The following is a 13,135-nucleotide window of genomic DNA, read 5'->3' as shown; positions in this document are numbered from 1 at the left end:
CATGCCAGGAACATCGCTACGGGCCAAACATACCAGGCTCATCACGAGGATCGACCATGCGGCCACGCTACGAGGAGATGACGAGCGAGGAACTCGCGGCCGACCGAGTGTCGCTCGAAACGGCTGTCGCGGTGATTCCGATCGCCGCCGTGGAGCAGCATGGGCCGCATCTGCCGCTCGGCACCGATGCGATGCTGGCCGACGCGATGGTCGAGACAGTGCTGGCAATGCTGCCGGCGGAGCGCCCGGTGACGTTTCTGCCGACGATTCGGATCGGCAAGTCCACCGAACATACGCGGCTTTCTGGCACGCTGAGCTATGACTGGCGGACGGCGACGACGGCCCTGATCGAAATCGGCGAGGGGCTCGCTTCCAACGGCTTTCGTCGTCTCGTCATCGTCAACGCCCATGGCGGCAACACGCCGGTGATGGACACCGCCGCGCTGGAACTACGTAAGGCGCATGGCGTGCTGGCCGCGACCTGCTCCTGGCTGCGCTTCGGCATTCCGGACGGCTTGCTGCCGGCCACGGAGGTCGCCACCGGCATTCATGGCGGCGCGGTGGAGACATCGCTGATGCTGCATTTCCGGCCGGAGCTCGTGCGGACCGGCGCGGTGCGGGATTTCGCCTCGCTCCAGAGCGAACTCGGCGAATCCGCCAAACGGCTGCGGGCGCATGGCCGGCTCGGCTTCGGCTGGATGGCAGGGGATCTCAATCCGGCGGGGGTCGTCGGCAACGCATCGCTGGCGACGGCGGCAATCGGCGCGGCAATCGCCGACTATCAGGCAAAAGCGTTCGTGGAGTTCCTCGACGACGTGCTGGCCTTCGATCTGTCGCGGTTGCGCTGAAAGCTGCTGCGCGGCTTGGAAATCACGTGTCGGCCACGCCGGAGCAGCAAACGGCAGTCGGCTGCGCCTCTCCCGAGAGCATTGCTTCGATGACCCGGCAGTTGCTCAGCTCCGCATCGCTGCAGCCTTGGAGAAGGGCTTGCAGAGTCTGTTCCAGATCCTTCAACTCGGAGATGCGCCGCCGCACATCGGCCATCTGCGCACCGAACAGCAACCGCACCTCGCCGCAGTCGTAAGCATCGCCTCCAGTCCGCACGATGAGGCCGCGCACCTGCGCCAAGCTCAGGCCGAGGTCTCGCGTGCGGCGGATGAACCGCAATCTGCGAACGTGCTCGCCCCCGTATTGTCGGTGGCCCCCAGGCCCACGCGGCACGTGCGGCAAGAGCTCCAGCCCTTCATAGTAACGGACCGTGTCGACACTGCAGTCGGCCAGCCGGGCCAGAGCACCGATCGCAAGCGATTTTCCTGTCGTCGCCATGACCACTCCCTTGAAATTCGTCTCAGCCCCTTGAACCTAGAGTTACTCCAGATCCTACATCGAGGAAATACTGCCGGTCAGCGTCCGTCTGTCTCGGATGCGACCATTTACCGTTTCCGCCGGACCGAGCGTTTGGCCAGCGAATTAACAGGGGATCACAATGCGCCTTCACCATCTTACGACAGCAGAATGGACGAAAACCGTCGGGATTGGGCTAGCCGTCGCGGCGCTGACCGGAGCGATCATGTTTGCGGGCCTAGCAACCGGAGTGTCGCCCTTGCCCAAGCCGCTGGGATTGGCCTTCGCCAATACTTTGCTGGGAGCGGACCTGCCGCTACCTGTCGGACTGCTGTTCCACACGGCGTGGGTCACATTGCTCTCCGCCGTTTATGTCCTGCTGTTCCGAGACAAGTTGACGTTTATGCGGGCGTTCTGGTTGGCCTTCGCGCTCTGGATACTGGTCCTGCTGTTTTTCTTTCCTCTCGTGGGCTGGGGCTTCTTCGGCCTTGCCGTCAGTCCAAAGCTCGTCGTGGCTTCCGCCGTGCCGCACTTGCTGTTCGCGGTCTTCTTGTGGGGGCTGAGCCGCCAGTTTCTCCCAGCCCGAAACGAAACGTCGCGTAACGATCAATAGGACTCACTGGTTGATCGCCCCCATTCAGGTGCGCCGCGATCGGCGGAACCGGTTCAGCTCTCGATCCAGCGCCGCAGGAGATTCGACCGCGTCTTCATCACCCGGTCGAGGGTTTGCCGTGGGACGTCCGCGTGCCGCAGCTCCTCGACGGTGGTGTCGAGATCGAACAGGATTTCGCGCTGTTCGGCGTGCCGGACCTGGCTGCGCGCCCAGCCCACGGCCACCCGGCGCGTGCCGCGCGTCACCGGGTCGACACGGTGGAGGGTGGTCGAGGGATAGGCGACCAATTGGCCAGGCGCGAGCTTGACCTCTTCCTCGCCGGCGGTGGTTTCGATGATCAGCGCGCCGCCGTCGTACGTCTCCGGGTCGTCGAGGAACAGCGTGAAGGAGATGTCGGTCCGAATGCCTCCGATCATGGCATCGTCGACGTGACTGCCATACGCCATGCCGGGCTCGTAGCGGGAAAGGATCAGGGGGGTCAGCCGGCTCGGCCGAGCAAACATGCGAAACAGGGCGTTCGCTTCGATGCGCTTGGCAAGCGTCGCGCGCAGGGTGTCGACCCCGTTGTCGCCGCGCCCCGCCTGGAGATTGTTCTTGACCGCCCGCGCATGCCACCCGGCGGTGGCCCGTCCGTCGACGAATTGGGCCGCGTCGAGCACCACACACGCATCTTTTACCTCGTTCTGATTGAGAACGTCGCCAATTACCAAATACATTATCGATCCTTACTTGGATTATCATGAAGCCGGTGGAGTTCTCATTCTTTTGAATAATTCCAATCAGAAATTTAGATTGATTCTAAAGAATGGATTTCTTAAGATTTCTTCTATTTTTCTATAGACGCCGGAGATTGTCTTGTGGCACGGGAAAAGCGGGCGGGCAACACTTTGGCGTGCTCGAGACCGAGATTGAAGGAGCAAGTATGAATCATCGTCGCAAAATTTGGATGGGGGTCGGAGCCTTCGTGTTGGCCGGATCCGCGGCCTCGGCCGGGACGGCAACGACCGGACTGGTGGACGCCGGTCCGCGGCTTTATGCCGGAGAGGAGACCGCCGAGCGCGGCTATCGCATCGCGGAAGCCGGCGAGTCCGGAGAGGCCGGGCACACGCAGGAAGCGGGCGAGGCCGGCGAAAGTGGCGAGGCAAGCGCCGCCAGCGAGGGCGGCGAGAGCGGCGAGAGCGGCAAGCCTAGCGAAGGCGGTGAGGGTGGCGAAGGAGGTGAAGGCGGTGGATCCGTCGATCTCAAGACTGACGACGCGGCCTATTTCGCCGAGCTTTCGAAGATGCGCGGCCATCTGATGGCGGCCGAGGCACTGCTCGAGGCGGGCGAGACCGAGATGGCAGCTCCGCATCTCAAGCATCCGCTGAAGGAGAACTACGAAGCCCTGGAAGCGGCCTTCGAGGCCCGAAGTGTGCCGGAGTTCGAGGCGACCCTTGAAACGATGGAAGCCAGCGACCCGGCCAATTCGGCCGACGCGCTGACCAAGATCGCCGAAGCCCGAAAGGCGATCGACGTGGCCGGAGAGGGAATCGACCCCAGCGCGAAGGTGCTTGGAGTGGTGGCGCTGTTGCGCGAGGCGGCGCAGGAATACGAGGAAGGCGTCAAGGACGGCAAGGTCGAAGAATTGGCCGAGTACCAGGACGCCTACGGCTTCGTGCGAGCGGCCGATTCGGTCATGCAGGGATTGTCGGGCGGTATTCCGGCGGAAGCGGCCGAGGGATTGAACGCGGCGCTGTCGTCGCTGAAGGAGGCGCTTCCGTCTCCTGTCCCATCGAAAGACGGTCTGATGGACAGCGGCGCGTTCAGCGCGGCCGTCGCCAAGGCGGAGTTGGCCGCCTCTGCGATTTAGGCATTTGGGGCCGGCCAAGCCGCCGGCCCCATAGACTACGCTTTCCGCCGCGTTGCCTCCATGAAGCTCCGCAGGACTGCGTTCATGCGGGTCTGATAGCCGGTGCCCTCGGCCTTGAACCAGTCGAGTACGTCCTTGTCGACGCGCAGGCTGATCGGCGTCTTGGCTTCGGGATAGACAAGCTCGGCGTCTTTCCAGAAGTCGGCGCCAAGGCTGGGGCCTTCAGGGGCATCGGGATTGTGATGCAGTTCACCCCGGCGATCCATTTCGCGGATTTCTTCCAGCGTGGCTGTCTTCATAGTCTTGTCGCTCATCGCGACCACCCTTCCATGCCGTAATCAGACGGCGTTTGTTCCCGCGGGGAGTCCAAACCAGGACAAAGCATTCGTCTTCGACGAGGCCGATCGCGACGAAGCGCTTCTCTCCGTACTCCTCGCGACGATCTTCTTTTTGAGCGCAGAAGCCTTCGAAAATCCTGGCCGCGCGCACCATGTCGACACCGCGCTCGCGAAGCACTTGCCCGCGTTTTTCCTCATTCCATTCAAACTCCATCGGTGGCCTCATGGATTTTTGGCAATGGAATTCGGGAGCTTGAAGGACATCGTCCATGAATCGTATATACAGTTTGAATACACCAAGCAACCCCGTGCATTCGCGATCGGACGCGCCTATATCGTTGGCCGGTCCACGAGGGAGACTCTGATGTCCGATACCGCCAACCAGGCCGACGCGCAGATCCCGGTCACCGTCCTGACCGGCTATCTGGGCTCCGGCAAGACGACGCTGCTCAACCGCATCCTGTCCGAGGATCACGGTCGCAAATACGCGGTGATCGTCAACGAGTTCGGAGAGATCGGCATCGACAACGACCTCATCGTCGAATCCGACGAAGAGATCTACGAGATGAACAATGGCTGCGTCTGCTGCACGGTGCGCGGCGATCTTGTGCGCGTCGTCGAGGGACTGACCCGCCGTAAGGGTCGCTTCGACGCGATCATCATCGAGACGACGGGGCTCGCCGATCCGGTGCCGGTGGCGCAGACCTTCTTCATGGATGAGGACGTGCGCGCCAAGACCAAGCTCGACGCCGTCGTCGCGCTGGTCGACGCCAAGCATTTGCCGCTGCGCCTCAAGGACAGCCGCGAGGCCGAGGATCAGATCGCCTTCGCCGACGTGGTGCTGCTCAACAAGACCGATCTCGTCACCCCGGAGCAACTCGCGGTGGTCGAGGCGACGGTCCGCGCGATCAATCCCACGGCCGTGATCCATCGCACAGAACGGGCCGGCATCGATCTGAAGCGGGTGCTCGGGCAGGGCGCCTTTGATCTCAAGCGCGTGCTCGACGACGATCCAGATTTTCTCACCGGCGCGGAAGACGCCCATGACGACCATGCCTGCGGCCCGGACTGCGATCATGATCACCATCACCACGGCCATGCCCATCACGGCCACGACCACCACCACCATGATGCGGCTTCGCCCTTGCACGATGTGACGGTGAAATCGGTCTCGCTGCGTGGCGGCGAGCTCGACAGCGAAAAATTCTTTTCCTGGATCCAGGCGCTGACCCAGGAGCAGGGGCCGAACATCCTGCGGCTCAAAGGCATCATCGCCTTTGCCGGCGATCCGGACCGCTACGTCGTGCAGGGCGTCCACATGATCGTCGAGGGCGATCACCAAAGGCCATGGCGCGACGACGAAAAGCACGAGAGCCGGCTGGTGTTCATCGGCCGCGAGCTCGACGCCGAAGAATTGTCCGCCGAGTTCGAGGCGTGTGCGGCACGTCAGCGGGAAAATGCCTGATGCCGTCGATCGCGGCCTATGAGTTCTCCGATTTTGTCGAGACGGCGGTTTTCTTGAAGGATCAGCCGGTTTTCGCGGTGGCCGATGGCACCGTACGGTTTCCGGCGGGCGGCGAGCGGGTGGTCGAGGCGCATCCGGGCGGGCTGTTGTCGGCGCGCTACGATCCTTACGGCCGGCGGCTTCTGACCGGCGGCGAGGACGGCCGCGTGGTGTCGGTGGACGGCGGCGGCGCGGCGCGCGAGATCGCCTCGATCGGCCGCAAATGGATCGCTTCTGTTGCCGGCGGCCCCAGGGATACGGTGGGCTTCGCCTCGGGCAAGACCGCCTATGTCCGGCTTGGCGGCGGCGCGCTCAAGGAAATCCGCCATGAGCGCACGGTCGAGGATATCGCCTTCGCGCCGAAGGGGATTCGAGCGGCGACCGCCCGCTACGACGGCGCCTCGCTGTTCTTTCCCGCGACCGACGCCGCCCCGGCCGCGCTCGAATGGAAGGGCGCGCATCTGGGCATCGATTTTTCGCCCGACGGACGCTTCCTCATAACGGTCATGCAGGAAAATGCCCTGCATGGCTGGCGGATCGATGACGGCAAGCACATGAAAATGACCGGCTACCCGGCCAAGGTGAAGGACTGGTCCTGGTCGGCGAAGGGCAAGTTCCTGGCGACCTCGGGCGCGCCGGCCGCGATCCTGTGGCCGTTCTCCGGCAAGGATGGGCCGATGGGCAAGGCGCCGCTGGAACTGGGCACGCGCGGCGACACGATGGTCACCGCCGTAGCCTGCCATCCGGCCGAGGACATGTTGGCGATCGGCTATGGCGATGGGATGATTCTGGCCGTGCGCTTCGCCGATTCCAAGGAAGCGCTGCTGCGGCGGGGCGGGGCGAGCCCGGTCAGGACGATGGCCTGGAGCGGCGACGGCCGCCTGCTCGCCTTCGGGTCGGAATTTGGCGAAGCCGGCGTGATCGACATCGCAGGGTGAGGCGGCGCAGGTGGATGCAGATGCTCTACGCTTGCTCGTCCTCGGCCGGTTCGTCCGTCACCGCCGCCTCGATCGTGCAGACGATGCCCTCGGGGCGATAGTCGATCTTGACCTCGCCGCCGAATTCGGCCGCCATCGCCTGTTCGATCAGCCGTGAGCCGAAGCCGCGCGTCTCCGGCGCTTCGACCGGCGGACCGCCGATCTCCCGCCAAGTGAAGGTGAGCTGCCGCGTTCCTCCCACGACTGCCAATCCCCATTTGATCGTGACATGGCCGCTGTCGTTGGATAGCGCGCCGTATTTGGTCGCGTTGGTGGCGAGTTCGTGCAAACCGAGCGCCAGCGCGAGGCTCTGCCGCGCGGTCAGCCGCAGATCGGGACCGGACGCGGAAATCCGCATCTCGTCCTCCGGCTGGTGGGTCTTGAGCGAATTGGCGACGATCGCCGCGATCGGCGCCGAGGTCCAACTCGTCTGGGTGAGGATGTCGTGCGCCTGGCCCAGCGCGATCAGCCGCGCCGAGAAGGCGGCGAGCCCGTCCTGGACGTTGGTGGCCCGGCGCAGCGTCTGGTTGGCGAGGGCATTGACCATGGCGAGCGTGTTCTTCACGCGATGCTGGAGCTCGCGCGTCAGCATCTGCTGGCGCTCTTCCGATTCCTTCTGCTCGGTTACGTCGCGCATCGCCCCGACGAAGCGCACGGTCCGTCCATCCTCGACCAGTGTCTGACCGCTCGAATGGATGTGGCGGGTGACACCGTCCTCAAGCCCGATGGCGCGATAGACGATATCGTATTCGCTGCTGGAGGTGGAATCGAGCACGGCGGTTACGGCGGCCGCAACCCGTTCATGGTCATCGGCATGCAGTCCAGGCAGGAAGGTATCCTCGTAACTGACAGGCACCCCAGCCCGCAGGCCGAACAGCGCGCGTGCACGATCGTCCCATAAGAGCACGCCGGTTCGCAGATCATAATCGAAAGTGCCGATCGCAGCCGATTCCTGGGCCAGACGAAGCCGTCGCTCCGCCTCGATGAGGGCCTGTTCGGTTTGTCGGCGCTGAGTGAAGGCCCAGGATCTGTTCAGGACATCGCGCACGAAGGCGATCTCCTCATCACTCCACTGCCGGGGCTCGGCGGCGTGCAGATAGAGGATGACCCGAACCCGGCCTCCTTCGACGACGGTCAGATTGACGAGCGCGCCGATGCCGATTTCCGACCACGCCTCCTTGATCGCCGGCGAGGCGGCGTGCTCGACCGTGTTCTCGATGACGACCAGGCCGGAGCGCAACTCCTCTACAAAATCAGGTCCAAAGCGTGCGAGCGGAAAAGTTCCCAACAGCGGCGTCGCGCCGTCCGCCGTCCATTCGCTGGAGATCGTCGCGGCCGTTTCGGCACCGTCGACACTGGCGTAGCCGACCCGGGCAATGCTGAGTGTTTCACCGAGTATCCGAAGCGCCTTGGCGGTGTGGCTGACCTGCGCCTCGCCGAGAATGAGTTCGTCGCCGAGCCGCAAAAGTGCTGCCTGCCGCGCCTCACGCGCCCGCTCGGCGGTGCGATCGACGATCGCACCGGGAAAGCGCAGCGGCTTTCCGGCGCTATCGTGGAAGCAACGACCCTTCGCGAATATCCAGTGAACCGCGCCATCGACATCGACAGTCCGGTATTCCTGCGCATAGGGCGAAGCTGTCTCGGCGGCGGTTTTGATCATCGCACTGACCCGGTCGAGATCGTCCGGATGAACGCCGCGCAGAAACGTCTCGATGGGCACACCCTTGTCGGCAAGCGCCGGGTCGACACCGAACAGGCGCGCAAAGCGCGCATCGACATAGACACTGTCGCCCGGAATATCCCAATCCCAGGTTCCGATCAGTTCCGACACCTCGAGCGCGAGGTGCAGCCGCTCCTGGCTAGCCTCCAGTTCCTCACGCTCCTTACGCTCACGCGTTCGGTCCCGCAGAATCTTGAGGACGCCGGCCGGCTTCTCGTCGTCGCCGTAGAGCGGCATCATTTCGCCGCTGGCGAAGAAACGCGAACCATCGGCCTTGAGGTGCCAGCGCTCGTCGCTTGCCTTGCCCATGCTCAGCGAAATGCGCATTTCGCGCTCGGGAATGCCGTCCTCGACGTCCTCGGGGGTGAAGATGGTCGCGATCGGTCGGCCGACGATCTGGCGTTCGGACCAGCCGAGAACTGCTTCCGCGGCGTCGTTCCAGGTCGTCACGACGCCGTCGAGATCGGCCGCGATGATGGCGTAGTCGACGGCGCTCTCGACGATGAGGCGATAGCGAGATTCGGTTTGGTGCAAGGCCTTTTTCAGGCCGGCGATCTCTTCCACCGCGGTGTCGAGCCGGGTCGCAGCATCGTCGCCGCCGGCTTCCAACTCCGACAACCGTCGACGCAACGCGGCGTTCTCCGCGAGGGCCGAGGCCAGCCGGTCGTCCTTGGCCAGTTCCATCCGGATCCGTCCCCTGCCAGGTCAAGGAAGTCGGGCGTCCCCCGCCCCCAAACCCTTATCGATGTCCCCTGATCGTTGCCTATGCCATTTCATGCAATGAGGAACAAGGGCGCCACACGCAAGCTATTAATTTTGAATGACTATCGACGGTATTTCGCTGTGTTGACAGGTCGCGTGAAGCGGTCGTGCCTGCCGGTATCGCCAGTGATTACAGAAGGCTGCCTCCGGCTGGTCGGCGCCAATGTTCCGGCGGCGCCAGCAAGATGTCCCGGCGCGATTTCCAGAGCCAGCAACCGGTGTGGCTCGAACGGCCCCGGCATGGCGAGATTCGCGGTGGCCGCGCTCGAAAAGCCGAAGCGACCGTAATATTCCGGATCGCCCATGAGCAGGACCGCGCCATGGCCGAGCCGCGCGGCCTTGCAGGTGGCATGGCGCATCAGCGCACCGCCGATGCCGGCCTTGTGCAAGCTCGGATCGACGGCGAGCGGGCCGAGGAGGAGGGCCGGGACATCGTCGCCGTCGCGTTGGCCGGCGGCGATGCCCCACAGCCGCACGGTTCCGACCAGGCGACCGTCGGCGGCGATCGCCGCGAAGGCGAGATCGACCGCCGGCCGCCGCCCACGCCGGAGCGCCTCGGACGCTTTGCGCTTGCGGCCGGGACCCATCGCGGCGTCAAGGAGGATTTCGCGCGCGGCGACGTGCCGGCCGGTTTCCCGAACGATCGAAAACAGCGGCGCGGCAGCCTCGAACGCCGTGGCATGAAGGAATGCGGACATAAAACTCCCACTGATCGACAGGAGGCGGAAGGGAACGGCCGGGCAATGCCGCGGCGCGCGGGCGAAACGCCCGGTGCGGCGGCGCCGGGCGTCAGCTTCGGAGCGACAGGCTCCGTCGTCGCAATCGAGTTCTCATGCGGCGCCTCAGATCACGTAGGCGCGCAACGGCTCGATGCCGTTGAAGGCGACAGAGGCGTAGGTGGTCGTATAGGCGCCGGTGCCCTCGATCAGCACTTCGTCGCCCACCGTCAGCGAGATCGGCAGCGGGTAGGGCGTCTTCTCGTATAGAACGTCCGCCGAATCGCAGGTCGGGCCGGCGATGACACACGGTTCCGTTCGCTCACCGTCATGCTTCGTGACCATCGGGTAGCGGATCGCTTCGTCCATGGTCTCGGCGAGACCGCCGAACTTGCCGATGTCGAGATAGACCCAGCGATTGGCGTCCTCGGCCGACTTCTTCGACACCAGCACGACCTCCGCCTTGATGACGCCGGCGTCGCCGACCATGCCACGGCCCGGCTCGATGATCGTCTCCGGCAACCGGTTGCCGAAATGCTTGCGCAGGCTGGCGAAAATCGCCTGGCCATAGGCGCTCGCGGTCGGCACGTCCTTCAAATAGCGGGTCGGGAAGCCGCCGCCCATGTTGACGAGGGTCAGCACGATGCCCTTTTCGGCCAACGCCCCGAAGACGTATTTGGCGTCGGCAATCGCCGAATCCCAGGCTTCGGTGTCGGTCTGTTGCGAGCCGACATGGAAGGAGACGCCGGTGGCGGTGAGGCCGAGCGCGTCGGCATGCACCAGCACGTCGATCGCCATCGCCGGAACGCAACCGAACTTGCGCGACAGTGGCCATTCGGCGCCCTCGCCATCGGTGAGGACGCGGCAGAACACGCGGGCGCCGGGAGCGGCGCGAGCGATCTTCTCGACCTCCTCGACGCAATCGACCGCGAACAGCGACACACCGAGCGCGTGGGCGCGGGCGATGTCGCGTTCCTTCTTGATGGTGTTGCCGTAGGAGATGCGCTTGGCCGTCGCGCCAGCCTCGAGCGCCATCTCCACCTCGGCGACCGAGGCGCAGTCGAAGTTGGAGCCGAGCGACGCGAGCAGGCGCAGGACTTCCGGCGCCGGGTTGGCCTTGACGGCGTAGAAGATCGCCGAATCGGGCAGTGCCTTGCGGAAGGCGTTGAAATTGTCCTCGACGATGTCGAGGTCGACGACGAGGCAGGGGCCATCCGGTCGTCGGGTGGCGAGGAAATCGAGGATGCGCTGCGTGGCCATTGGGCTCTCCCATTGACCCGATCCTTGCGGATCGGAAAATCGACGAGGAGCGACTGCAAGAATGCCGCGGACAGCCGATAGCGACCCTCCGAACGGCCTCTTGCGAGACGCGACGATGGCCGGATGCGAACGCGGAACGTCCGTCTCCGGTAATCAGTCTGCCATGGCTTGGTGGGCTTGGACCCGCCGCACTTCAGGCAAGGATGGTGTGCCTCTTCAGTATTCCCGGCTTTGGAGACCAGGAGAGACCAGAAAGGCCCGGACCGTCGTTGCTTCAAGGCGTCCTCGATCTCGCGAAGCTCGCAAAACCGACTGGATGTGTTACGTCCAGGTACCGTCCCGGCAACCCTCGCATTTGAGGACCGGGGGACGCCCACAGGCACGTGCGACTTGGGGCGAGATGCGATGTATGCCGGTGATCCGTCATAAACAAGGGGGAAGATCTCCCCGATTGATTTTTCGACCGTTCCCGTAGCAGGAAGGATCGTCGGCGTTGTCCGGCGGCCACAATCACAAGCCTGGAGCAAGGTGCCCGAATGGATACGCTGACCCGGATGCGCGCCTTCATCGCCGTCATCGAGAACCAGGGATTCTCGGCGGCGGCCCGCAAGACCGGACGCTCCAAGGCGCTTCTGTCGAAATATGTGCGCGAGTTGGAGGACGAACTCGGCGTGCTTCTGATCAACCGGACCACCCGGCAGATCGCCCTGACGGCGGCTGGGGAGGTCTATCTGTCGCGTGCTTCCGGCATCCTCGCCGATCTCGAAAGCCTCAACGAGGAGGCGCGCGAAGCGACCGGCGAGGCCAAGGGGACGATTCGCGTCTCGGCGGCCCGGACCTTCGGCGACGCCGAGTTGGGGCTCAGCCTCGTCGACTTCGCCAAGGACCACCCTGACATCGGGCTCGACATCCATCTCGACGACAGTTTCGTCAATCTGGTCGAGGAAGGCTTCGACGTCGCGATCCGCATGACCCGGCTGGCCGATTCGGCGATGATCGCCCGGCGACTGGCCTCGCTCGACTTCGCCATCGTCGGCAGTCCGGACCTGTTGAAGCGGCTTGGCCGGCCGACGCACCCCTCGCAGATCGCCGGCTTTCCGGCGGTGATCGATTCCAATTCGCGGATGTTCTCCAACTGGATCTTCCGCGATCCGGAAACCAAGGAGACGATCCCGGTCACCGTGTCGGGAAAATTCACCGCCAACAGCCCGGTCACCGTGCGTGCAGCGGCGATTGCCGGCCTCGGTCTGGCGCTGAGCCCGAGCTTCGTCATCCGCAAGGACATCGAGGCGGGAAGACTGGTGACGGTGCTCGACGATTACATGCCGAGCGAGGCGGGGATCTACGCGGTCTTCCCGCATCGCCGCCATCTTCCGGCGCGGGTGCGGTTGTTCGTCGACTATCTGGCGGACTGGTTCAAGAAGTGCGATTCGAAGCGGCGGAACGGCGGTTGAACGGACAGTGACGCGAGCCAATCGACGGCTTGGCCTTTACCCGACTTTAGCAGACTTTCGCTATCTTCGCCGCATGTCCCACCGACCGCTTCTCTTGGCCGTCACGGCCGTCGTCCTCGCCGCCCTGTCCGGTCCGGTTCTCGCCAAATCGGAAGCGGTCGGCCAGGGCCGCGAAACAGCCATCGCTGTCGAGGCCGATCCCGGCACGATCGTCATCAAGACCGGCGAGCGCAAGCTTTACCTGCTCACCGGGCCCGGCAAGGCGCTCGAATACGACATCGCCGTCGGCAAGCCGAGCGAGCAGTGGTTCGGCAAGAGCTGGGTTTCCAAGAAACGCGATCATCCAACCTGGACGCCGACGCCGTCGATGCGCGAGAAGAACCCCAGCCTGCCGCAATCGGTCGGACCGGGACCGAAGAATCCGCTGGGCGAACGAGCGCTGAATCTCGGCTGGGGCGCCTACCGCATCCACGGGACCAACTCTCCGAACTCGATCGGCAGCGCCGCATCCGCCGGGTGTTTCCGGATGCGCAATGCCGACGTCAAGGATCTGTTCGAGCGGGTGAATATCGGCGCGCAGGTCCTCGTCCTGCGCTGA

The 13,135-nt window shown here is 64.3% G+C and carries 14 protein-coding genes; 7 read left to right on the top strand and 7 right to left on the bottom strand.

Annotation, left to right across the window (positions count from 1 at the left end):
- Positions 1-56 precede the first annotated feature (56 nt).
- A complete protein-coding gene (locus VSX60_RS02595) occupies positions 57-848 on the top strand; it encodes a creatininase family protein (RefSeq protein WP_327622587.1) in 792 nt (263 codons plus the stop codon).
- A 22-nt stretch (positions 849-870) separates the two neighbouring features.
- Here the strand turns inward: VSX60_RS02595 and VSX60_RS02590 are convergent, their stop codons facing one another.
- Entirely contained in the window at positions 871-1,326 is a 456-nt protein-coding gene (locus tag VSX60_RS02590; protein WP_327622586.1) for a MerR family transcriptional regulator, read from the bottom strand.
- Between the two features lie 277 nt (positions 1,327-1,603).
- Between VSX60_RS02590 and VSX60_RS02585 the strand changes: the two genes are divergently transcribed.
- Positions 1,604-1,957 (top strand): hypothetical protein, encoded by a 354-nt coding sequence (locus VSX60_RS02585; protein WP_327622585.1) that lies wholly within the window; start codon positions 1,604-1,606, stop codon positions 1,955-1,957.
- A 53-nt stretch (positions 1,958-2,010) separates the two neighbouring features.
- On the opposite strand, the gene VSX60_RS02580 is transcribed toward VSX60_RS02585, so the two are convergent.
- Positions 2,011-2,673, bottom strand: coding sequence for a Fe2+-dependent dioxygenase (locus VSX60_RS02580; RefSeq protein WP_327622584.1), 663 nt, complete (start codon positions 2,671-2,673; stop codon positions 2,011-2,013).
- Positions 2,674-2,921: 248 nt separating this feature from the next.
- Here VSX60_RS02580 and VSX60_RS02575 point away from each other — a divergent pair, with 248 nt between their 5' ends.
- Positions 2,922-3,806 carry a hypothetical protein gene (locus tag VSX60_RS02575; protein WP_327622583.1) on the top strand — a complete coding sequence of 295 codons (885 nt, stop codon included), beginning with the start codon at positions 2,922-2,924 and terminating at the stop codon, positions 3,804-3,806.
- Between the two features lie 35 nt (positions 3,807-3,841).
- Here the strand turns inward: VSX60_RS02575 and VSX60_RS02570 are convergent, their stop codons facing one another.
- A complete protein-coding gene (locus VSX60_RS02570) occupies positions 3,842-4,120 on the bottom strand; it encodes a BrnA antitoxin family protein (protein WP_327622582.1) in 279 nt (92 codons plus the stop codon).
- Positions 4,056-4,358, bottom strand: coding sequence for a BrnT family toxin (locus tag VSX60_RS22535; protein WP_442873040.1), 303 nt, complete (start codon positions 4,356-4,358; stop codon positions 4,056-4,058). The genes VSX60_RS02570 and VSX60_RS22535 overlap by 65 nt, the downstream gene beginning before the upstream one ends.
- Positions 4,359-4,508: 150 nt before the next feature.
- On the opposite strand from VSX60_RS22535, the gene VSX60_RS02565 reads away from it, so the two are divergent.
- Positions 4,509-5,609 carry a CobW family GTP-binding protein gene (locus tag VSX60_RS02565; protein ID WP_327622581.1) on the top strand — a complete coding sequence of 367 codons (1,101 nt, stop codon included), beginning with the start codon at positions 4,509-4,511 and terminating at the stop codon, positions 5,607-5,609.
- A complete protein-coding gene (locus VSX60_RS02560) occupies positions 5,609-6,586 on the top strand; it encodes a WD40 repeat domain-containing protein (protein ID WP_327622580.1) in 978 nt (325 codons plus the stop codon). The genes VSX60_RS02565 and VSX60_RS02560 overlap by 1 nt, the downstream gene beginning before the upstream one ends.
- Before the next feature lie 25 nt (positions 6,587-6,611).
- On the opposite strand, the gene VSX60_RS02555 is transcribed toward VSX60_RS02560, so the two are convergent.
- The 3 genes from VSX60_RS02555 to odc2 form a co-directional block, all read right to left on the bottom strand.
- Positions 6,612-9,029 (bottom strand): PAS domain-containing sensor histidine kinase, encoded by a 2,418-nt coding sequence (locus tag VSX60_RS02555; protein WP_327622579.1) that lies wholly within the window; start codon positions 9,027-9,029, stop codon positions 6,612-6,614.
- Positions 9,030-9,169: 140 nt separating this feature from the next.
- Positions 9,170-9,805: a GNAT family N-acetyltransferase gene (locus VSX60_RS02550; RefSeq protein ID WP_327622578.1), complete on the bottom strand. Its 636-nt coding sequence runs from the start codon at positions 9,803-9,805 to the stop codon at positions 9,170-9,172.
- A 144-nt stretch (positions 9,806-9,949) separates the two neighbouring features.
- Entirely contained in the window at positions 9,950-11,083 is a 1,134-nt protein-coding gene (gene odc2 / locus VSX60_RS02545) for an ornithine/lysine decarboxylase (RefSeq protein WP_327622577.1), read from the bottom strand.
- A 536-nt stretch (positions 11,084-11,619) separates the two neighbouring features.
- On the opposite strand from odc2, the gene VSX60_RS02540 reads away from it, so the two are divergent.
- Positions 11,620-12,537, top strand: a complete 918-nt coding sequence (locus VSX60_RS02540) for a LysR family transcriptional regulator (RefSeq protein WP_327622576.1) — start codon at positions 11,620-11,622, stop codon at positions 12,535-12,537.
- A 94-nt stretch (positions 12,538-12,631) separates the two neighbouring features.
- A complete protein-coding gene (locus tag VSX60_RS02535) occupies positions 12,632-13,135 on the top strand; it encodes a L,D-transpeptidase (RefSeq protein ID WP_327622575.1) in 504 nt (167 codons plus the stop codon).

The organism is Aurantimonas sp. A3-2-R12, assembly GCF_036016755.1.
Lineage (GTDB): Bacteria > Pseudomonadota > Alphaproteobacteria > Rhizobiales > Rhizobiaceae > Aurantimonas > Aurantimonas coralicida_A.
Note: the sequence above shows the minus strand (reverse complement) of the source record. Positions and strands in the feature narration are given on the sequence as shown.